Origin of the sequence: Herbidospora mongoliensis, from assembly GCF_001570545.1 — a bacterium.
Lineage (GTDB): Bacteria > Actinomycetota > Actinomycetes > Streptosporangiales > Streptosporangiaceae > Herbidospora > Herbidospora mongoliensis.
This window is the reverse complement of the sequence record NZ_BBXD01000017.1, coordinates 117,249-138,250: the sequence shown is the minus strand read 5'-3', so window position 1 is coordinate 138,250 and position 21,002 is coordinate 117,249. Positions and strand designations below refer to the sequence as shown.

Here is a 21,002-nt window from a genome sequence, read left to right as displayed (position 1 = left end):
TCATGTCATACCTCCGATGGCGCGTCACCTGGTGGCCGGACCTCGTCCTGGCCGCCTCCGGTGTCGCGCTCTCGGTGCTCGCGAGCGAGTCGTTCACCGGCGCGCCGCCCACCCCCGGCTGGACCCTGGTGGCGCTGGTCGCGCTCTGCACCGGCCTGCCGGTCGCGTTCCTGCGCTACCGGCCGGTCACGGTCGCGTTCACGCTGGCCGCCCTTCTCGTCGTGTTCGACAACGCGGGGCCTGGGCTGGTGGACGGCGCCCAGATCCTGCTGCCGATCGTGGTCGGCGTGGTGGCCCGGGAGCGCACCCTTCGCTGGACCGCCCTGGCGGGGGTCGCCGCGTGCCTGGCCACGGCGGTCAATCTGGCCGATCCGGGCATCGCGTTCACCGCCAACTACTGGTACTACGTCGTCGGCATCGTGCTGCTGCCGGTCCTCGTCGGGCGCTACCTGCAGGGCGCGGCCGAGCGGCGCGACCGCGGCGAGGAGCCCGCTCCCCTGCTCGACGTGCTGTTCGCCGCTGGGGGAGTGGCCTACGCCGTCCTCGGCACCTGGTCCTACTGGGACGGCCACGACCTCCAGGTCGGCGGCGTCGGCCTGCTGGCGGTGCTGTCGGGGCTGGCCCTGGGGGCGATCCGGTGGCTGCCCGGGGCGGTGCTGCTGTTCGAGAGCGCGCTCGTGCTGGTGGCCGACAGCCTGGTGCCACCGGTCGCCGACAGCCTCCGGGTCGTGCTGTTCGTGGCGCTGGCCGTGTTCGCCGGCCAGGCCACCTGGCGCTGGCTGGGCGCGGGCTATCTGCTGACCTGCGGGGTCACCCTCGCCACGGTGATCGACTCGCGGAGCGACATGACCGGCCTGACCTACGGGGTCGTCGCGACCATGGTGGTGGCCCCGGCGGCCATCGGGGCCTATGTGGGTGTACGTCGTACCGCCGCCAGAAGAGAAGAGGAGCTGCGGGCCGAACGGGCCCGCAGCGACCGGCTGGCCGAACGCGAACGCATCGCCCGCGAGGTCCACGACATCGTCGCCCACCACATCGGCGCGATCGTGCTGAGAGCGGGCGCCGCCCAGTACGCCGGCGCGGGCGGCCCGGCGGCCGAGGCGCTGGCCGACATCCGCGACACCGGCCACCAGGTCCTCGAGGACCTGCGCGGCCTGCTGGCCGTGCTGCGCGACCCGGGTCCGGACGCGACATTGCCCGTGGCCGACCCCGACGAGGTCATGCGCGACGCCGCCGCCCGGGTGACCGCGGCCGGCATCGAGGTGGTCCTGGACATCGCCCCCGAGACGGCACGGGCCGCGCTGGTGGCCCGCGCGTCGGCGGCCAGGATCGTCCAGGAGGGGCTGACCAACGTGCTCAAGCACGCCGGAGAGGGAAGCCGGGCGACGGTGAGCGTCACGGCCGAGGACAAGGAGCTTGTCGTAGAGATCCGCAACACCCCAGGTAAGGCCCCGATGGACCTCCCGTCGTCGGGGCACGGCGTGGCCGGGATGCGGGAGCGCACCCGCGCGCTCGGCGGACGGCTGACCGCGGGCCCGCTGCCCGACGGCGGCTGGCGCCTGGTGGCCACCTTCGCGCTGTCCATGGAAGTGGTGTCCCGATGATCCGGGTCGTGGTGGCCGACGACCAGGCGCTGGTCCGGGCCGGGGTGCGCATGATGCTGGAGGCGGCCGGCGACGTGTCGGTCTGCGGCGAGGCCGCCGACGGGAACGACGCCGTCCGCGTGGTCGAGCGCGAACGCCCCGACGTGGTGCTGATGGACCTGCGGATGCCCCGCGTCGACGGCCTGGAGGCCACCCGCCGCATCCTGGCCGCGCACCCGTCGGCCCGCGTGGTGGTCCTGACGACCTTCGCCGAGGACGAGAACGTGTACGCCGCGCTGCGCGCGGGCGCGATGGGCTTCCTGGTCAAGGACGACCCGCCCGACCGCATGGTCGACGCCGTCCGCCGCGCCGCCCACGGCGAGCAGCTGCTGGCCCCCTCGGTGCTGCGCCGCGTGGTCGCCCGAGCGCTGGCCGCCGAGGACCAGCGGGCCCCCGAGCGACCCTCGTTCCTGACCGAACGCGAGATACAGGTGCTCACCCTGGTCGGCACCGGCCTGTCCAACCAGGAGATCGCCGCCCGGCTCCACGTCGGGGTGACCACCGTGAAGACCCACGTCGCGGCGCTCATGGAGAAACTGCGGCTGCGCAACCGCACCCAGGTCGCCGTGGTCGCCCATCGGCTGGGCCTGGTCGGCCCCGATTTCAGTCCGGCCGACATGTAGGGTCGGGGTCGTGACTACCGGCGAAGACCGGATCTGGACGATCCCCAACCTGCTGAGCTTCCTGCGGCTGCTCGGCGTCCCGGTCTTCCTGTGGCTCATCCTCGGCCCGAAGGCCGACGGGTGGGCCGTCGCCCTGCTGATGGTGGCGGGGTTCTCCGACTGGCTCGACGGCAAGCTCGCCCGCGCGTGGAACCAGACGAGCAAACTGGGCCGCTTCATCGACCCGGCCGCCGACCGCCTCTACATCCTGGCCACGCTCGCGGGCCTGGTGCTGCGCGACATCATCCCCTGGTGGCTGGCCGCCCTCGTGGTCGGCCGCGACGTGATGCTGCTCTTCACGGTGCCGTTCCTGCGCCGCATGGGCTACGGCTTCACCCTGCCCGTCCACTTCCTGGGCAAGGCCGCCACAGCCAACCTGATGTACGCCTTCCCACTGCTCTTCCTCGCCTCCCACCCCGGGTGGTATGCGGAGATCTGCGCGATTTTCGGGTGGGCTTTCGTCATCTGGGGTACGGGTCTGTACTGGTGGGCAGGGGTGCTTTACGTGGTGCAGGTGCGGCAGCTCGCACGCGTTTCCTGAAGAGGGTGATCATCCCGTGAAGGCCGTGGTGATGGCGGGCGGGGAGGGAACCCGGCTGCGGCCGATGACCGCCAACCAGCCCAAACCTCTTCTCCCCGTGATCAACCGGCCCATCATGGAACACGTGCTGCGGCTGTTGAAGCGTCACGGTTACAGCGAGGTCGTCGTGACCGTCCAGTTCCTGGCGGCGCTGATCCGCAACTACTTCGGCGACGGCGACGAGCTCGGCATGACCCTCCACTACGCCACCGAGGAGAGCCCCCTCGGCACCGCCGGGAGCGTCAAGAACGCCGCCGACCGCCTGCGCGAAGACCGCTTCCTGGTCATCTCGGGCGACGCGCTCACCGACATCGACCTGACCGACATGCTCCGGTTCCACCGCGAGCACCGGGCGCTGGTCACCATCGGCCTCAAGCGCGTCCCGAACCCGCTGGAGTTCGGGATCATCATCGTCGACGACCACGGCCGCATCCAGCGCTTCCTCGAGAAGCCCACGTGGGGCCAGGTCTTCTCCGACACGGTCAACACCGGCATCTACATCATGGAACCGGCCGTCCTCGACGAGGTGCCGGCGGGCCGGTCGGTCGACTGGTCGTCCGACGTGTTCCCCAAGCTGCTGGAACGTGGCGAGCGGCTGTTCGGCTACGTCGCCGAGGGCTACTGGGAGGACGTCGGCACCCACGAGAGCTATCTGAAGGCCCAGGCCGACGTGCTGGAGGGCCGGGTCAAGGTCGACTTCGACGCGTTCGAGCTCTCGCCGGGCGTGTGGGCCGCCGAGGGCGCCTCCGTCGACCCCGAGGCGGTGCTCAAGGGCCCCCTGTTCATCGGCGACTACGCCAAGGTCGAGGCGGGCGCCGAGCTGCGCGAATACACCGTGCTCGGCAGCAACGCCGTGGTCAAGGAGGGGGCGTTCCTGCACCGCGCGGTCGTCCACGACAACGTCTACGTCGGCCCGGCCGCCAACCTCCGGGGCTGCGTGATCGGCAAGAACACCGACGTCATGGCCGCCGCCCGCATCGAGGAGAACGCCGTCGTCGGCGACGAGTGCGTCATCGAGGCCGAGGCCTACGTCTCCAGCGGCGTCAAGATCTACCCCTTCAAGACCGTCGAGGCCGGCGCCGTCGTCAACACCAGCGTCATCTGGGAGTCCCGGGGCCAGCGCAGCCTGTTCGGCCCCCGGGGCGTCAGCGGCCTGGTCAACGTGGAGATCACCCCCGAGTTGTGCGTACGCCTGGCCAGCGCCTACGCCACGACCCTCAGCAAGGGCGACACCGTCGTCACGAGCCGCGACGGCTCCCGGGCCGCCCGCGCACTCAAGCGCGCCGTCATCAGCGCCCTCAACGCTAGCGCGATCAACGTGGTCGACCTCGAGGCCGCCGCCATGCCGGTGGCCCGCTTCCACACCTCCCGCGAGACCGTGAAGGGCGGCATCGCCCTGCGCACCACGGCGGGCGACCCCCAGAGCGTCGACATCGTCTTCATGGACGAGACGGGCGCCGACCTCTCCCAGGCCGCGCAGCGCAAATTGGAACGGGTCTTCTCCCGCCAGGAATACCGCCGGGCCTTCCCCGGCGAGATCGCCGAGTTGTCCTTCCCTGCCCGCGCCCTCGACACCTACTCGCGCGACCTGGTCCGCTGCGTCGACATGACCGGCGTGAAAGACGCCGAGATGAAGGTCGTCGTCGACTGCGCCGGCGGCACCGCCTCCCTGGTGCTGCCCAGCCTGCTCGGCCGGGTCGGTGTGGGGGTTCTCACAGTCAACAACCGCCTCGACGACGCCTCGCCCACCGAGACCTTCGCCGAACGTCGCCGCGACCTGCAGCGCCTGGCCGAACTCGTCGCGTCCTCGCGGGCCGCGTTCGGGGTCCGTTTCGATCCGGTGGGGGAGCGGGTCTCCCTCGTCGACGAGAAGGGCCAGCTCATCAGTGAGGAGCGGGCCCTTCTGGTGGTGCTCGACCTGGTCGCCGCCGAACGCCGGGGCGGGCGCGTGGCCCTGCCGGTGACCACGACCAGGGTCGCCGAGATGGTCTGCCGCTTCCACGGCGTCCACGTCGACTGGACGGCCACCAGCACCGACGCGCTGACCACGGCCTCGCGGCACCCAGAGATGATCTTCGCCTGCGACGGCCGGGGCGGCTTCATCGTGCCCGAGTTCGGCCCCACGGTCGACGGCCTGGCCGTCTTCCTGCGGCTGCTCGGCCTGGTCGCCCGCACCCGCCTGTCGCTCAGCCAGATCGACGCGCGCATCCCCGAGACCAAGCTCCTGCGCCGCACCGTGCCCACCCCGTGGGCGCACAAGGGGGCGGTCATGCGCTCGGTCGTCGAGGCCGCCGAGGGCGACCGCATCGACACCACCGACGGCGTGCGGGTCGTCGGCGAAGACGGCAGCTGGGCGCTCGTGCTGCCCGACCCCTCCGAAGCCGTCACCCACTTGTGGGCCGAGGGTCACGACATGGACACCGCGCAGTCGCTTCTCGAACGATGGGCCGACGTGGTCGAGCGTGCCGCCGGTTCGGCATGAAACGATAGCCTGACCGGGAAACGGTGATCACATGTGGTTGGTGTGGCGCCATGGACCGTGGCCGGTGCCTGACGATAGCGTTGGGTGGCCATTGTCCGGCGCGTCTGCCTTGACCTATGTGCCTGATCAGCGTAAGTTTCGGCATTCGCAAGTTTGAGCTAGTCGTGAGAGAGGCCGAGCCGTTCGATGCCCAGCGTCTACTGCACGCAGTGCGGTCACCCCAACCCCGAGGATGCCCGCTTCTGTTCGCGATGCGGTTCGCCGCTGAGCCCACCGTCGGCCCAAGTTCAGCCATCCAATCCCTACGCCACGGGTCATGGCGTCGTCCCCGACAACACCTCCACGATCTCCCTCGAGGCGATCGAGGAGGCGACCGGCCAAGGTCTCCTTCCGGACCGTTCCGCGATCGAGCAGCTGCCTCCGGGCACCGCCCTCCTCGTCGTGATGCGCGGTCCCAACGCGGGCAGCAGGTTCCTGCTCGACAGCGACCTGACGACGGCCGGCCGGCACCCCGAGAGCGACATCTTCCTCGACGACGTCACCGTGTCCCGGCGACATGCCGAGTTCAACCGGCGCGGTGGCCAGTTCACCGCCCGTGACGTCGGCAGCCTCAACGGCACCTACGTGAACCGTGAGCGCATCGAGGAGTTCCCGCTCGCGGGCGGCGACGAGGTGCAGATCGGGAAGTTCCGGCTGGTGTTCCTGACCCGGGGCTGATCATGGGCGCCGAGGCGGCCAGGGCCTTCATGAGCATCGGGGAGGTGCTCGCCCAGCTTCAGGGCGAGTTCCCCGACGTGACGATCTCCAAGATCCGGTTCCTGGAGGGCGAAGGGCTCATCGAGCCCGAACGCAGCCCCTCCGGCTACCGCAAGTTCACCCCTGCCGACGTGGAGCGCCTGCGGTTCATCCTGACCGCCCAGCGCGACCGCTATCTGCCGCTGCGCGTGATCAAGACCCAGCTCGACGAGACCTCCCGCCCCCGGGGGGTCGACAGCGAGCCGGTGGCCGTGCGGCTCAGCCGCGAGGAGCTGCTGGCCGCCGCCGAGATCGACGAGGAGACGCTGGCCGAGCTCGAAGACTACGGCCTGATCATCCCGACGGCCCGGCTCTACGACGAGGCCGCCCTGGAGATCGCCCGCAGCGTCGGCATGCTGGCCTCCTTCGGCCTGCACGCCCGTCATCTGCGCGCGGTCAAGGCCGCCGCCGAACGCGAGGCCGGCCTGATCGAACAGGCCGTCGCGCCCCTGCTGCGCCGCCGGGTCCCGGGCGCTGTCGACCATGCCGGGGAATCGGCACGGGAGATCACCGGGTTGTTATTACGTATCCACGCCGCACTGCTGGAAGGGGCCGTCCGCGGCTCACTTGGCCGTTGACGCGGGTCCGGCGCGTGGGTGTTACGTTGAATGCCTGGTGAGTTGAATACCTGGTGAAATGCCGCATCCCGGAGAGTGAGCGCCTGTGTTGCAGATGGAGTTCGTGGGGGTCCGGGTGGAGATGCCCTCGAACCAGCCGATCGTCCTTCTCAAGGAGGCGAACGGCGACCGCTACCTGCCGATCTGGATTGGCATGACCGAGGCGACCGCGATCGCGCTGGCCCAGGCGGACGAACCGCCGCCTCGTCCCCTGACCCACGATCTGTTCCGCAACGTGCTGGGCGCGCTCAAGGTGTCACTCGAACGCGTCAACATCGTCGCGCTGCGTGACGGCATCTTCTACGCCGACCTGGTGTTCTCCAACGGCGTAGAGGTAAGCGCGCGTCCTTCCGACTCCATCGCGCTGGCCCTGCGGACCGACGCGAAGATCTTCGCCAGCGAAGACGTGATGCGGGAGAACGGCGTCAGCATGGCCGATGACCAGGAAGACGAGGTCGAGAAGTTCCGGGAGTTCCTGGACAACATCAGCCCTGAGGATTTCGGCAGGGCGGGTTGAGTTGAGTGGTTATCTCACCTTCACGACGCGCCGGGGGCGGTCGTTGACTGTGCCTTTCCGCAGTCCTACCGTGCAAGGGAATCCACGGTTGTAGTTCGCGTACCCCCAGATCAGACCGTGGGATGAGAGAAAGCCGGAGGTCCGCAGTGGCGGTCAGCAGCGGCGAGGGTAACAAAGCCGACCAGCACGACGCGGTTCAGCGTGAGTCGGCGCGCGAGCGCGCCGGCGAGCAGGGCCTGCTGTTCGACGAGCGGCCCGCGGCGGTGCGTGACGACATCGGCTACCGCGGTCCCACGGCCTGCTCGGCCGCCGGGATCACCTACCGTCAGCTCGACTACTGGGCGCGCACCGACCTGGTGCAGCCGACGATCCGGCCCGCCCAGGGCTCCGGCTCCCAGCGGCTCTACAGCTTCCGCGACATCCTGGTGCTCAAGGTCGTCAAGCGGCTCCTCGACACCGGCGTCTCCCTTCAGCAGATCCGCACCGCCGTCCAGCACCTGCGCGACCGCGGGGTCAACGACCTGGCCCAGATCACCCTCATGAGCGACGGCGTCAGCGTCTACGAGTGCACCTCCGCCGACGAGGTCATCGACCTCCTCCAAGGCGGGCAGGGAGTCTTCGGCATCGCTCTCGGCCGGGTCTGGCGAGAGGTCGAGGGATCGCTCGCGGAGCTGCCGGGGGAACTCGCGGTCGGCCCCGACAGTGACGAGGCCGACCACCCCTCAGACGAACTGGCCCAGCGCCGGAGGGCTCGTAAGACCGGTTGAGGCCCCAGCTCTCGGGTACCGGTAAGGTTGACGTAGCCATCGACCCTGCGCGGGAGAGTCCTCACCGGCCCACATACGGCCAGGTGAGGCGCCGAAGGAGCAAACCTCCCCGGAATCTCTCAGGCACCCGGTACCGCCAGGCGAGGCGACTCTGAAAAGCAGGCCCGTCGACCAGACGGCGCCTCACCGAAGGGGAAAACCGGCCGACGGCGTCCGGTGAAGCTCTCAGGTCCCATGACAGAGGGGGAGACCGTCCGGTCTCGCCTGCCCTGGAGTTCCTGTCATGACCGACCGCACACCGCTCCGTGACCTGAACGCCCCGCCGTTCGCCACCCGCCACATCGGTCCTTCCGACGTCGCCCAGGCCCGCATGCTGGAGGCCGTCGGTTACGAGACCGTCGCCGACCTGATCGCCGTGGCGGTCCCCGAGTCGATCCGCACCACCGGCGCGCTGGCCCTGCCGCCCGCCCTCTCCGAGCCCGAGACGCTCGCCGAACTGCGCGCGCTGGCCGCCCGCAACACCGTGCTGACCTCGATGATCGGGCTCGGCTACCACGACACGATCACGCCCGGCGTGATCCTGCGCAACGTGCTGGAGAACCCGGGGTGGTACACGGCCTACACGCCGTACCAGCCGGAGATCTCGCAGGGGCGCCTGGAGGCGCTGCTCAACTTCCAGACCGTGGTCAGTGACCTGACCGGGCTCGATGTGGCCGGGGCCTCCCTTCTGGACGAGGCCACCGCCGCCGCCGAGGCGATGACGCTGGCCCGGCGGGCGTCCAAGGTCAAGACCGACGTCTTCGTGGTGGACGCCGACGCGTTGCCGCAGACCAAGGCCGTGCTGGCCACCCGGGCCGAGCCGCTCGGCATCACGCTCGTCGAGTCGGACTTCACCGGCGACCTGCCCGAATGCTTCGGCATCCTGGTCCAGTACCCAGGGGCGTCGGGGCGCGTCGCCGACTTCCGCGAGCTGGCCGGGCGGGCCAAGGCGGCCGGCGCGGTCGTGTCCGTGGCCGCCGACCTGCTCGCGCTGACCGTGCTGGAGGCGCCCGGGACGCTCGGGGCCGACATCGCGATCGGCTCCTCGCAGCGCTTCGGCGTGCCGCTCGGGTTCGGCGGGCCGCACGCCGCCTACATGTCGGTCCGCGAGGGCCTCCAGCGGCAGATGCCCGGCCGTCTGGTCGGGGTGTCGGTGGACGCCGACGGCAGGCCCGCCTACCGGCTGGCGCTGCAGACCCGCGAGCAGCACATCCGCCGCGAGAAGGCGACCAGCAACATCTGCACCGCCCAGGTCCTGCTGGCGGTGATCGCCTCCATGTACGCCGTCTACCACGGCCCCGACGGGCTGCGCCGGATCGCCCTGCGGGTGCACCGGCACGCCGCCGTGCTGGCCGCCGGGCTGCGGGCGGGGGGTGTCGAGGTCGTCCACGACGAGTTCTTCGACACCGTGTGGGCCCGCGTGCCGGGCCGCGCGGCCGAGGTCGCGGCGGCGGCGCGGGACCGCGGCGTGAACGTCCGGGAGGACGGCGACGACCACATCGCGGTGGCCTGTGACGAGAAGACCACCTCCGCGCACCTGAGCGCCGTCTGGGCGGCCTTCGGGGTCGACGGGCCATCTGTGGACGATCTGGACATCTCCACCGACGACGCGCTGCCCCAGGGCCTCCAGCGGAGCACCGAATATCTGACGCACCCCGTCTTCCAGGCCTACCGGTCGGAGACGGCGATGCTGCGCTACCTGCGCAAGCTGCAGGACAAGGACATCGCGCTCGACCGGTCGATGATCCCGCTCGGGTCGTGCACGATGAAGCTCAACGCGACCACCGAGATGGAGCCGATCACCTGGCCCGAGTTCGCGTCGATCCACCCGTTCGCGCCCGCCGACCAGACCGACGGCTACACCGACCTGATCCTGACCCTGGAAGACTGGCTGGCCGAGGTGACCGGCTACGACGCCGTCTCGATCCAGCCCAACGCCGGGTCGCAGGGCGAGTTCGCCGGCCTGCTGGCCATCCGCGCCTACCACCGCGAGAGCGGCGACGTCGAGCGCGACGTCTGCCTCATCCCGTCGTCGGCCCACGGCACCAACGCGGCCTCGGCCGTCATGGCGGGCATGCGGGTCGTCGTGGTCGCCTGCGACACCGACGGCAACGTCGACATGGCCGACCTCGACGCCAAGATCGCCAAGCATGCGTCACGGCTCGCCGCGATCATGGTCACCTACCCGTCGACGCACGGCGTCTACGAGCAGACCATCGTCGACCTGTGCGCCAAGGTCCACGAGGCCGGCGGCCAGGTCTACGTCGACGGAGCGAACCTCAACGCCCTCGTCGGCCTGGCCAAACTGGGCGAGTTCGGCGCCGACGTGTCCCACCTGAACCTGCACAAGACCTTCTGCATCCCCCACGGCGGCGGCGGCCCCGGCGTGGGCCCGGTCGCGGTGAAGGCCCACCTGGCCCAGTTCCTGCCGGGCCGCGGCATCGTCGGACCGGTGTCGGCGGCGCCGTTCGGGTCGGCCGGGATCCTGCCCATCTCGTGGGCGTACGTCCGGATGATGGGCGCCGACGGTCTCAAGGCCGCGACCGAGCAGGCGATCCTGTCGGCCAACTACCTGGCCCGTCGGCTGGCCCCGCACTACCCCGTCCTCTACACCGGACGGGAGGGCCTGGTGGCCCACGAGTGCATCATCGACCTGCGCGCCATCACCAAGGAGACCGGCGTCACGGTCGACGACGTCGCCAAGCGGCTGATCGACTACGGCTTCCACGCCCCGACCATGTCGTTCCCCGTGGCGGGGACGCTGATGATCGAGCCGACCGAGTCGGAGGACCTGGCCGAACTCGACCGCTTCGTCGACGCGATGGTGGCCATCCGAGGCGAGATCGACAAGGTGGCCTCAGGCGGCTACGACGCCAAGGACAACCCCCTGCGCAACGCCCCCCACACGGCCGACGTGCTGACGGCGGATGAGTGGGACCACCCGTACACGCGGACCGAGGCGGCCTACCCGGTGGCCTCGCTGCGCGACCAGAAGTACTGGGTGCCGGTCCGGCGCATCGACCAGGCCTACGGCGACCGCAATCTGGTCTGCGCCTGCCCGCCGCTCTCGTCGTACGAGGACTGAACCGGCTGGCCCTTCCCTGAAGGGGGAGACAGAAACCCATCACCTTCAGCATGTCTGCCGCCTAATGGGGGACCCGGTCGTTAGGATCTTCGCAATCCCTTTCGGCCCGGTTCCCTGGAGGCCCCCCGAGATGACGGCCATCGACTCCGGACGGCAGATAGACGAGGCCCGGCGCCTCTATGACGCCGGGGATCTCGACGCCGCGGCGGCGATCTTCGCGACGCTGGCTTCCGACGCGGCGGCGCCCGACCAGGCGAGCGCCGCGGTCGGTCTGTCGGTCACGGCCGAGCGCATGGCCCAGATCCTGCTGGAGGAGAACGCCCCCGCCGAGGCGGCAGACCTGCTTCTGCAGGCCCTGGCCGTCCCGGGCGTCGCCGACGCGGCGCGACTGCGCGTGCTGCTGGGCATCGCCCACCTGGAGATGGCCTGCGCCGAGTTCGAGGTCGCGGTCGAGGCGGGGCCGGACGCCGACACGGCGGCCCTGGCCATCGAACTGCTGGCCCGCACGCTGCCCCTACGGGGCCGCGACGCCGACGCCGAGACCGTATGGACCTACGGCCTCGACCACGAGGACGCCGACCTGGCGGCCCAGGTCGAGATGCGCCGTGGCCGGGCCTGAGACGTCCCGAGCGCGTTGCGGATCATCGACCTGACGATCGACAGGTTCGAACCCGTCGACCGGCTTCTGCGTCCCTGGCCGGCCGACGGGACGATCCTGTACTGGTGGTCACCCGGATTCTGGGATCCCGTGGCCTAGCTGCGCTTGCGGCGCAGGGCGGCGGCCATGTTGACCAGGACGATGCCGCTCCAGGCCAGGAGCAGGCCGAAGCTGCCGGCCTGGCTGGCGGCGATGGCGGTCAGCGGGATGCCGATGCCCAGTGACCCCAGGGCGATGGGGATGTGGCTGTTGTCCGGCTTCGGGGGCTTGACGTCCTGGCGCCGGGCGACCTCGGCTTGGACGCGCGCGGTGATCTCGTTGTCGAGTTTCTCGATGAACGAGTCGACCAGGGCGTCTTCGTAGGCCGGCCCCAGATCGCGGCGGGCCGCCAGAGTGGCGCGCAGGTCCTCATGCGGAAGTGAAGTGTCAGGCACGCCCACAAATCTGACACACCCCCCTCGGGGGCGACATCCTCCATTCGGATGACACGCCGGTCCTGCGGCGGGTTGACCGCGATAACGTGCGGATATGGAGATCGGCACACCTCACGGGCCCGGTCGGGTCGAGATCGACGACCCGGGCTCGGCGGGTCTGGTCCTGCTGCTGACGCACGGATCGGCCGGGGGAGTGGACGCGCCCGACCTGCTCGCGGTGCGGGACGCGTGCGTCGCCGACCGCATCGCGGTGGCCCGGGTCACGCAGCCGTTCCGGCTCCGGGGGGCCCGCGCGCCGGGGTCGGCCGTCAAACAGGACGAGAGCTGGGTCGCCATCGCCTCGGTGATCAAGGAGCGTTTCCCCGGACTGCCGATCGCGCAGGGGGGACGGAGTAACGGGGCCCGCGTCGCCTGCCGTACCGCCAAGGAGGTGGGCGCGACGGCCGTGGTGGCGCTGGCGTTTCCGCTGCATCCGCCCGGTCACCCGGAGAAGTCACGGGTCGCCGAGTTGCGCGGCGCGGGGGCGGGGGTGCTGGTGATCAGTGGTGACCGGGATCCGTTCGGGGTGCCTGATGAGGCGGACGCGGAACGGCTGGTCGTGCTTCCCGGAGAGAATCATGATCTCCGGAAGAACCCCGCCCTGGTGGGGGCGGAGGTGGCGCGCTGGCTGGTGGCGCGCCGGTGATCCCCCGTGGAATGACGTCGCGCTCAGGCAGCGGTGATGGCCATGTCGGTCGGCCGGTGCGGGGCGATGATCGCGCCGCTGGGGAGCAGCTCGCCGGTGTCCTCGAAGAGGACGACGCCGTTGCAGAGGAGGCTCCACCCTTGTTCGGGGTGGGCCGCCACGGTTCGGGCGGCTTCGCGGTCCTGCGCTTCCGCGACGGGACAGCAGGGCTCATGAGGGCACATCGCCGGGGCTCCGTGTCTTTCTCTTGTCGCTCGTGATGTGGGTCCGCCCAGTGCTGTGGGGGACGAGCGGTATTGGGGTTGAGTTGACGCAAATTGGCCTACACCACTTCTGGCCTACACCAGTGTGCGCCAGGTCACTCCACAAGGACATAGCCCGTTCGGACGATTTCGCCCACACCCTGGTAGGGGGGTGTGATCATGTGTGTGACCTACGACACAAGGGTGCCCGATGCACGATAACACCCCAGACGCGACACGCCGTCACTTCGGTAAATGACCCGTTACGAGCTTTCCAACCCGGCCAGCACCGCCGCCAGCCCGCGCTCGAAATCGGCGTCGCCCGTGGCCACCCGCGCCTTCTCCACCTCGGCGTCGGGGTCAGCCCAGCCGGAGGCCTGCATCTCGACCGCGACGGCCCCGTAGACATAGGCGCGGAGGGTCTGGACCGCCTCCTGGGGCTGGTCGAGACCGGCGTCCCTGAGCTGTTCGACCTGACTCGACATGGCCAGCAGGGCCATTCCCTTGGGTGGCTTGGTGAGGGCCAGGGACAGCACCCCGGGATGCTCCATCAGGGCGGCCCTCGCGGCGCGGGCCCAGTCGCGGGCGATGTCCTGCCAGGTGGCCTCCCTCGGTTCCAGCTGGACGGCCGTCACATGCTCCGCCAGGGCGTCCATCAGAGCTTCCTTGCCCCGGGGGAGGTGGTGGTAGATCGCCATCGCCTCGACCTGGAGCGCGTCGCCCAGCCGTCGCATGGTCAATCGGCGTAGCCCCTGCCCGTCGGCGATGTGGAGGGCGGCGTCGATGATGCGTTCGCGCGAGAGTGGCGTCGGAGGTCGCTTGGCCGGCATGCGATCATCCTGCCATCCCGGCCGGACAGGGGAGGGTCTACGCTGTCGACCAGTGCGTTTCAATCAGGACTGAGGGGTTGACGATGGCGTTTTTCCGTCCGCGGGTGAGCCGGGAGGCGGAGGTCAGGTTCCACGCCGACCAGGAGATCTCCAAGAGCTACGGTGAGCTGCTCGACAAGGCTCGCCAGGCGGAGGCCCACCTGCGCGCCCGCCGGGCCGCCGGCGCTTCCGGGGCCGAGTTGCGAACCGCCGGGATCGGCTACGACCAGGCGCTCACCGCCGCCCTCCGGGCCGCCGAGGCGGCGCAGCGGGCGGTCTTCGGCGTGAAGGCCTACGACGACCGCATCCGCCGCCGCAAGGGCAGGGCGACCCCCGACGGCGCCATGTGGACCACGGAGGTGAGCCGGTTGCGCACCCTCCGCGAGGAGAACAGGCTGACCGGCATCGTGCGCCTCCCGCGTCCGGCGACCGCTCCGGCCCGCTGAGGCCGAAGTAATACCTACCGGGAATATCCGAGGCGTCAACGGACCGGCACTCTGCGCCGTCTAAGGATTACCTTGGGGTCAGAGAAGCCGGAGACGCGGGTCACTCGACGACCTCTGGCAGGTCAGGGAGGCCGGAGAGATGCCCGGACGGGTCAGATACACGGCGGGCCGGCCGTGCTGGGTCGAGGTCGGCACCGCCGACCTCGCGCTCAGCGAGCAGTTCTACCACGGCCTTTTCGGCTGGGACTTCGAGCCGCGCGGCCGCAGCGCCTCCACGGCGCTGCTGCGCGGTGAACCGGTCGCCGGGCTGGGCCCCGCCCGTCCCGGCGGACCGGCCTGGCTGGTGCACATCGCGGCCGACGACATCGACGAGTCGACCCGCCGCGCCGACGACGCCGGCGCCAGCGTGCTCATCGGGCCCGAGCGGATCTACGACGAGGGCCGCGAACAGGGCTGGCGCAGCGTCCTCGCCGACCCCTCCGGGGCCGAGTTCGCGTTATGGGAACCGGTCGCCCTGGAAGGCGCGGGCGCGCGCGGGGTGCCGGGAGCGTTCTGCTGGACGGAACTCGCCGCCCGCGACGCCGACGAGGCGGCGGCCTTCTACGGGAAGGTCCTCGGCTGGAACGGCCGCCGGGCGCCTTTTCTCAGCGGTAGCGGCAGTTACACGGAGTTCGACCTGAAACGGTCGAAGACCACCGTGGCCGGAATGGTCGAGATGACCGACTCGTGGCCACCGGAGATCCCACCCCACTGGATGGTCTATTTCGCGGTGGCCGACTGCGAGGAGTCCTGCCGCATAGTGGCCGACCTGGGCGGAACGGTGCAGATCCCGCCCTTCGACCTGCCCTCGGGGTGGGCGGCCGTTGTCGTCGATCCCGCGGGGGCGGTCCTGTCGTTGATCGAACTGACCTCGTAACGGTCGGCGGATGCCGCCCGATCATGCTGAGCCGACGTTGTGACTGGCCCGGCCGTATGGGCGGCCGGGCCAGCATGGGGGTTCGGTGCGGGCGTGACCCCGTACCGGGAGGTTCTTAGCTCGCCCAGTCGAGCAGCGGCCTGGCGTTGCTCGGGTGGCGGAGCTTGGAGAGGGACTCCTTCTCCAGCTGGCGGATGCGCTCCCTGGTCAGGCCGAGGTGCTTGCCGATCTCGTCGAGCGTGTGGGGCTTGCCGTCGGCCAGCCCGAAGCGCAGCGCCATGATCTTGGCCTCGCGCGGTGACAGGTTGTTCAGCACGCCCTTGAGCTGCTCGGCCAGCAGCTGCCGGTCGACCACCTCGGAGGCCTCGAGCGAGTCGACGTCCTCGATCAGATCGCCTATGCGGGTCTCGCCGTCCTCGCCGATGGTGCTGTCGAGGCTGATCGGCTGGCGGCTGGTGCGGAGCAGGTCCTCGATCTGGTCGGGGGTGCGGTCGAGCTCGATCGCCAGTTCCTCGGGCGTGGGTTCGCGGCCGAGGCGCTGGTGCATGTCACGCTCCACGCGCGACAGCTTGGAGAGCATCTCCAGTACGTGGACCGGGAGCCGGATCGTCCGGGCCGAGTCGGCGAAGCCGCGCTGGATGGCCTGCCTGATCCACCACATGGCGTAGGTCGAGAACTTGAAGCCCTTGGTGTAGTCGAACTTCTCCACGGCCCTTATGAGGCCGAGGTTGCCCTCCTGCACGACGTCGAGCAGGGCCATGCCCCGGTCGGTGTACTTCTTGGCCACCGACACGACCAGCCGGAGGTTGGCCTCGAGCATGTGGTCCTTGGCCCGGCGGCCGTCCTCGATGACCCATTCCAGGTCCTCGCGCGCGACGGCGGACAGCCGCACGCCGCTCTCCTCGGCCGCGTCGAGCTTGTATTCGGCGTACAGACCGGCCTCGATGCGGCGGGCCAGCTCGACCTCCTGGGCGGCGGTGAGCAGGGTGCGGCGGCCGATGGACTTCAGGTAGGTGTGGACGGAGTCGCCCATCGCCGAGGAGTTGTCGTCGAGGTCGACGGCCGCCTCGACCTCGGCCTCGGTGACCTCGTCGTCGTCCTTGACAGAGGTCGTAACCTTCGAAGTGTCCTCGCTGGTTTCCGCGAGGCTCACTCCGGCCTCGGTGAGACCCCGCAGGATTCCACGGGCCTTGGTCGCGCTCACGCCGGCGCTCACGAACGCCTCGCGCAGCTCGGTCAGGGAAAGGCGACCCTGCTTCCGGCCTCGCTCCAGGAGCTGGTCGAGAGTCGTCGGAATTGCCTCGCGCGCGGGCGAGGTAGACGCCACGGCGGTTCGGGGCATGAGGACACCTCCTCCTTCGCGGAGATCAAAAATCGTCGTCAATGAGTTCTGGGCAATGCCTGGGCGCCCATGCGCCACCACGGCTGCCTTAGTAAGAACGCCAACGCCGGATATTTGTTCCCGTGTTACCTAAACCGCACAAAAACGGGCGCGGTAGGTCAGTTGAGGGTCACCTCGACGCGCGGGATCGGCATGGGCTCGGCCTGCTCGAGGTTCTCGGGCGTCCAGTATTCGCTGACCGCTTCTGGGTCGGTCTCCAGCTCCCTGACCACGACGTTGGACGGAACGGGTTCGGGGGTCGGCGTCGCGCTGACACCCTTGCCCTCGACCGTCTTGAGCAAACGCTGCTGCTCGATTTCCAGCCGCCCGTCGGCCGCGGCGCCCGCCACGGTCAGGCCACCGACGACGATGACACCGACGATCCCGGCGGAGATCAGCATCTTCGGGGTCGGGATCATGGGGTGTTTCCTTTCGTCAGGGGCTACCTGATCGTAAGACGAATAATTGTCACACTTGGTTCCGTATGGCGACCATATCGGGTTTGCCATTGGGGAGTAGTGGAAGTGCCGTGACCTGGATCAATACCTTCGGCGCCGCATAGGCGGGCAGTTCCGATTTGGCATGGCGACGGAGTTCCTCCAGCGTCGCCTCGCCCGCCACGACGGCCACCACGACCTGCCCCCACTCGGGATCGGGACGGCCGATCACGGCCACCTCCCGCACCTTGGGGTGGGTGGCCAGGACGCCCTGGACGACCCCGGCGACGACCTTCTGGCCACCGGTGTTGATCACGTCGTCGGCCCGGCCCAGGACCTTCAGGCGACCGTCCGCGAGGTCGCCGAGGTCGTTGGTGGTGAACCACTCGCCGGTGTGGCGGGGGCCCAGACGGTGGCCGTTCATGAGCACGGGGCCGGCGATCATGATGCGGCCGTCGGGGGCCAGTTGGAGATCTACATTGTCAAGGGGGATGCCGTCGTACACGCAGCCGCCGCAGGTCTCCGTCATGCCGTAAGTGGTGAAGATCCTCGGATGGCGGTCGAGCAGGTCGGGGCCGGCCGCCGCGCCGCCCAGCAGGATCGTGGTGAACGCCGCCACGTCGGGCAGGCGGCGGAGCTGCGTGGGGACCAGCGAGACGTGGTCGGCGCCGGAGGCCATCACGGCGAGAGGATCGAAGGTCTCGTGGACGATCGGGTCGGTGCCGCAGAGCAGTGCGCGCGTGATGACCTGGAGCCCCGACACGTGGGAGGGCGGCAGGCAGCACAGCCAGCGGTCGCCGGTCTTCGCGCCGATCCGGTCGAGCGAGGCCCGCGCCGAGGCCAGCAGGGCCCGCGCCGACAGTTCGACGCCCTTCGGGACGCCGGTCGAGCCCGAGGTGGCGATGATCACAGCGGTGTCCTCCGCTGCCGGTACGCCCTCCCGGAGCACGCTGGTGCCCTCCGATGTGGTGACATGGGTCGGCCGGAGCGTGTCGAACAGAGCCTTGACCGCCGGATCGGGCAACGATGGCGCGACCGGCAGGATCGCCGGGCCGCTGCCGTCGAGGGCGGACGCCACGGCGTCGGCGAGAGCGGGACCTGGCGGCAGGACAAGTGCGTGCACCGGACGATCGACCACGTGGTCAGGGTAGCCGGGCCGGTGCGGAAGAGCGGGGAGGGTGACGTGGAGCCACGGGTGTTCCGGATTCCCATGGTGGTCCGGTTCCGGGGGCAGACCGCACGGGAGGGCGTCCTGATCAGGGGCCCGCACGGGTGGGGGGAGTTCTCGCCGTTCCCGGAATACGGCCCGGCCGAGTGCGCGCGCTGGCTGGCCTGCGCCCGGGAGGCCGCGTTCGAGGGGTGGCCGGCGGCGCTGCGGGAGGCGATCCCGGTGAACACGACCGTGCCGGCGGTCGGGCCGGAGAATGCCGCCGCGATGGTGCGGGCCTCGGGATGCTCGACGGCCAAGGTCAAGGTCGCCGAGACGGGCCAGACGCTGGCCGACGACCTCGCCCGGGTGGAGGCGGTCCGCGACGCGCTGGGGCCGGGCGGGAAGGTCCGGGTCGACGCCAACGGCGGCTGGGACGTCGACGCCGCCGTCCACGCGATCAAGGAACTCGACCGGTTCACGCTCGAGTACGTCGAGCAGCCGTGCGCCTCGCTCGACGAGCTGGCCCGGGTCCGGCGGCGGGTGGACGTGCCGATCGCGGCCGACGAATCGATCCGCAAGGCGGAGGATCCGCTCAGGGTCAGAGCCGCCGGGGCGGCCGACATCGCGGTGGTGAAAGTGCAGCCGCTGGGCGGGGTGCGCAACGCGTTGCGGGTGGTCGAGGCGTGTGGTCTGCCGGCCGTCGTGTCGTCGGCGGTGGAGACCTCGGTGGGCCTGGCGGCGGGGCTGGCGCTGGCCGCCGCGCTGCCGGAATTGCCGTACGCTTGCGGCCTCGGGACCATGTCGCTGCTCGCCGGTGACGTCGTCGCCGATCCGCTCGTCGAAGAGCGTGGGGTCATCCGCGTACGGCGTCCTGAGGTTGATGACGACGCCCTGGCGCGTTTTGAGATCGAGTCGCCGGAGTGGATTCGGCGCATGGAGGGGGCCGCCGTGTGAACCCGGCTACCGCGCTGGCGACCGTACTCGCAGATGAGCTGGCGCGGTGCGGAGTCACCGAGGCGGTGGTCGCGCCGGGGTCCAGATCGGCGCCCTTGGCACTGGCGATCCACGACGACCCGCGGATCCGCCTGCACGTGCGGACCGACGAGCGCTCGGCCGGGTTCCTCGCGCTGGGGCTGGCCAAACGGCTGGAGAAGCCGGTCGCCGTGATCACGACGTCGGGGACGGCGGCCGCGAACCTCCATCCCGCCGTGATCGAGGCGAGCGAGGCGGGGGTTCCGCTGCTGCTGCTGACCGCCGACCGGCCGCCTGAGCTGCGCGGAACCGGCGCCAACCAGACGATCGACCAGGTGAAGCTGTTCGGCTCGGCCGTGCGGTGGTTCGCCGAGATCGGGGTGCCGGAGGAACGTCCGGGGCAGGTGGCCTACTGGCGGTCGCTGGCCTGCCGCGCCTACCAGCGGGCCGAGGGGCCCGGGGATCCCGGTCCGGTGCACCTGAACGTGGCGTTCCGTGAGCCTCTCGTACCCGACGGGAACGACGACTGGCCCGAGACGCTCGACGCGAACGGGCCGTGGGTGCGGGCCAGGGTGGCGCCGCCGTCGTCGGCGCTGCACATCCCGGCGACCCGGCGCGGCGTGCTGGTGGTCGGCGACGGCGCGACCAACGTGCGGCGCTATGTCGCGGCGGCCGGGATGGCCGGGTGGCCGGTGCTCTCGGAGCCCAGCGGCGGCGGCCGTTACGGCGACACCGCGATCTCGACCTACCACTTCCTGCTCGGCACCCCCGGCTTCGCCGAGGCGCACCAGCCCGAAGTGGTCGTCACCCTCGGGCGTCCCGGCCTGTCGCGGCCGATGCTGGCCTGGTTGAAGCGGGCCCAGGAACACGTCGTGGTCGCCCGCGACCTGACCCGGTGGCCCGACCCGACGCGGTCGGCCACGCAGGTCGCGCAGGCCGTGGAGATCCCGGTGGCGGCCGGGAGCGACCAGTGGCTGAACGCGTGGCGGCGGGCCGAGATGGCCGCCCGTCACGCGATCGACGACGTGCTCGACGCCGGTGGGCTGAGCGAGCCCCGGCTGGCCCGCGACCTGGCGGCGATCATCCCCAACGGGTCGCTGCTGTTCTGCGGCTCCTCGATGCCGATCCGCGATCTCGACCAGGCGATGCGGCCCCGGCGCGGGGTGCGGCTGATGGCCAACCGGGGGGCGTCCGGGATCGACGGCCTGGTGTCGACGGCGGCCGGGGCGGCGCTGGCGCACCACGGGCGCGCCTACGCGCTGCTGGGCGATCTGTCCTTCCTCCACGACCAGAACGGCATGGTCATCGGGCCCAGGGAACCCCGGCCCGACCTGTGCGTCGTGGTGGTCAACAACGACGGCGGCGGGATCTTCTCGCTGCTGCCGCAGTCGTCGCTGGGCGGCTCCTTCGAACGGATCTTCGGCACGCCGCACGGCGTCGACCTCGGATATCTCGCGGCGGCCACGGGCACGCCCTACAGCGTCGTGTCCGATCCCGACGACCTGGAGAAGGCGATCCGCGGCGAGGGCATGCGCCTGGTGGAGGCCCGCACCGACCGGAACGCCAACGCGGCGGTGCACGTCGCGATGCGCGACGCCGTACGGGCGGCGATCAGCTGAAGGAAG

The 21,002-nt window shown here is 70.5% G+C and carries 21 protein-coding genes and 2 riboswitches; of the genes, 15 read left to right on the top strand and 6 right to left on the bottom strand.

Annotated features, from left to right (window positions below; genetic code table 11):
- Positions 1–2 precede the first annotated feature (2 nt).
- The 10 genes from AW272_RS25245 (at position 3) to AW272_RS25200 (ending at position 11,806) form a co-directional block, all read left to right on the top strand.
- Positions 3–1,604, top strand: a complete 1,602-nt coding sequence (locus AW272_RS25245) for a sensor histidine kinase (RefSeq protein ID WP_083958653.1) — start codon at positions 3–5, stop codon at positions 1,602–1,604.
- A complete protein-coding gene (locus AW272_RS25240) occupies positions 1,601–2,266 on the top strand; it encodes a response regulator (protein ID WP_066369893.1) in 666 nt (221 codons plus the stop codon). Before AW272_RS25245 ends, AW272_RS25240 begins: the two co-directional genes overlap by 4 nt.
- Positions 2,267–2,276: 10 nt before the next feature.
- Positions 2,277–2,846 (top strand): cardiolipin synthase ClsA, encoded by a 570-nt coding sequence (gene clsA, locus AW272_RS25235; RefSeq protein WP_066369888.1) that lies wholly within the window; start codon positions 2,277–2,279, stop codon positions 2,844–2,846.
- Between the two features lie 16 nt (positions 2,847–2,862).
- Positions 2,863–5,367: a mannose-1-phosphate guanyltransferase gene (locus tag AW272_RS25230; RefSeq protein WP_066369885.1), complete on the top strand. Its 2,505-nt coding sequence runs from the start codon at positions 2,863–2,865 to the stop codon at positions 5,365–5,367.
- 186 nt (positions 5,368–5,553) lie between these two features.
- Positions 5,554–6,084, top strand: a complete 531-nt coding sequence (locus AW272_RS25225) for a double zinc ribbon and FHA domain-containing protein (RefSeq protein ID WP_066369882.1) — start codon at positions 5,554–5,556, stop codon at positions 6,082–6,084.
- 2 nt (positions 6,085–6,086) lie between these two features.
- Complete coding sequence (ftsR, locus tag AW272_RS25220) at positions 6,087–6,740, top strand: transcriptional regulator FtsR (RefSeq protein ID WP_066369878.1); 654 nt, start codon at positions 6,087–6,089, stop codon at positions 6,738–6,740.
- A gap of 85 nt (positions 6,741–6,825) precedes the next feature.
- Positions 6,826–7,296 (top strand): bifunctional nuclease family protein, encoded by a 471-nt coding sequence (locus tag AW272_RS25215; protein WP_157518765.1) that lies wholly within the window; start codon positions 6,826–6,828, stop codon positions 7,294–7,296.
- A gap of 146 nt (positions 7,297–7,442) precedes the next feature.
- On the top strand, positions 7,443–8,063 hold the full coding sequence (locus tag AW272_RS25210) for a MerR family transcriptional regulator (RefSeq protein WP_066369875.1): 621 nt from the start codon (positions 7,443–7,445) through the stop codon (positions 8,061–8,063).
- Positions 8,064–8,103: 40 nt separating this feature from the next.
- Positions 8,104–8,209, top strand: a riboswitch (glycine riboswitch).
- Positions 8,210–8,311, top strand: a riboswitch (glycine riboswitch).
- 35 nt (positions 8,312–8,346) lie between these two features.
- The gene (gene gcvP / locus AW272_RS25205) at positions 8,347–11,187 is read left to right on the top strand and encodes an aminomethyl-transferring glycine dehydrogenase (protein ID WP_066369874.1); all 2,841 of its coding nucleotides are present in this window, start codon (positions 8,347–8,349) and stop codon (positions 11,185–11,187) included.
- A gap of 130 nt (positions 11,188–11,317) precedes the next feature.
- Complete coding sequence (locus AW272_RS25200) at positions 11,318–11,806, top strand: hypothetical protein (RefSeq protein WP_066369871.1); 489 nt, start codon at positions 11,318–11,320, stop codon at positions 11,804–11,806.
- 134 nt (positions 11,807–11,940) lie between these two features.
- Here AW272_RS25200 and AW272_RS25195 read toward each other — a convergent pair whose 3' ends face one another.
- Complete coding sequence (locus tag AW272_RS25195; protein WP_066370432.1) at positions 11,941–12,279, bottom strand: hypothetical protein; 339 nt, start codon at positions 12,277–12,279, stop codon at positions 11,941–11,943.
- Between the two features lie 94 nt (positions 12,280–12,373).
- On the opposite strand from AW272_RS25195, the gene AW272_RS25190 reads away from it, so the two are divergent.
- Positions 12,374–12,964: an alpha/beta hydrolase family protein gene (locus AW272_RS25190; protein WP_066369869.1), complete on the top strand. Its 591-nt coding sequence runs from the start codon at positions 12,374–12,376 to the stop codon at positions 12,962–12,964.
- Positions 12,965–12,987: 23 nt separating this feature from the next.
- Here AW272_RS25190 and AW272_RS25185 read toward each other — a convergent pair whose 3' ends face one another.
- The gene (locus AW272_RS25185; RefSeq protein WP_066369867.1) at positions 12,988–13,188 is read right to left on the bottom strand and encodes a DUF5999 family protein; all 201 of its coding nucleotides are present in this window, start codon (positions 13,186–13,188) and stop codon (positions 12,988–12,990) included.
- A gap of 281 nt (positions 13,189–13,469) precedes the next feature.
- Positions 13,470–14,036: a TetR/AcrR family transcriptional regulator C-terminal domain-containing protein gene (locus AW272_RS25180; protein ID WP_066369865.1), complete on the bottom strand. Its 567-nt coding sequence runs from the start codon at positions 14,034–14,036 to the stop codon at positions 13,470–13,472.
- An 83-nt stretch (positions 14,037–14,119) separates the two neighbouring features.
- Between AW272_RS25180 and AW272_RS25175 the strand changes: the two genes are divergently transcribed.
- Both AW272_RS25175 and AW272_RS25170 read left to right on the top strand, forming a co-directional pair.
- Positions 14,120–14,521, top strand: a complete 402-nt coding sequence (locus AW272_RS25175) for a hypothetical protein (RefSeq protein WP_066369863.1) — start codon at positions 14,120–14,122, stop codon at positions 14,519–14,521.
- Between the two features lie 139 nt (positions 14,522–14,660).
- Positions 14,661–15,437: a VOC family protein gene (locus AW272_RS25170; RefSeq protein ID WP_066369861.1), complete on the top strand. Its 777-nt coding sequence runs from the start codon at positions 14,661–14,663 to the stop codon at positions 15,435–15,437.
- Positions 15,438–15,552: 115 nt separating this feature from the next.
- Here AW272_RS25170 and AW272_RS25165 read toward each other — a convergent pair whose 3' ends face one another.
- From AW272_RS25165 to AW272_RS25155, 3 genes are all read right to left on the bottom strand, one after another.
- On the bottom strand, positions 15,553–16,779 hold the full coding sequence (locus AW272_RS25165) for an RNA polymerase sigma factor (RefSeq protein WP_066369858.1): 1,227 nt from the start codon (positions 16,777–16,779) through the stop codon (positions 15,553–15,555).
- A gap of 158 nt (positions 16,780–16,937) precedes the next feature.
- Entirely contained in the window at positions 16,938–17,237 is a 300-nt protein-coding gene (locus tag AW272_RS25160; protein ID WP_066369856.1) for a hypothetical protein, read from the bottom strand.
- Between the two features lie 49 nt (positions 17,238–17,286).
- Positions 17,287–18,393 (bottom strand): AMP-binding protein, encoded by a 1,107-nt coding sequence (locus AW272_RS25155; RefSeq protein ID WP_066369854.1) that lies wholly within the window; start codon positions 18,391–18,393, stop codon positions 17,287–17,289.
- Between the two features lie 45 nt (positions 18,394–18,438).
- Between AW272_RS25155 and AW272_RS25150 the strand changes: the two genes are divergently transcribed.
- Together AW272_RS25150 and menD are read left to right on the top strand one after the other, a co-directional pair.
- On the top strand, positions 18,439–19,359 hold the full coding sequence (locus AW272_RS25150; protein WP_157518791.1) for an o-succinylbenzoate synthase: 921 nt from the start codon (positions 18,439–18,441) through the stop codon (positions 19,357–19,359).
- A complete protein-coding gene (gene menD, locus AW272_RS25145) occupies positions 19,356–20,996 on the top strand; it encodes a 2-succinyl-5-enolpyruvyl-6-hydroxy-3-cyclohexene-1-carboxylic-acid synthase (RefSeq protein WP_066369853.1) in 1,641 nt (546 codons plus the stop codon). Before AW272_RS25150 ends, menD begins: the two co-directional genes overlap by 4 nt.
- The last annotated feature ends 6 nt before the right edge of the window (positions 20,997–21,002 follow it).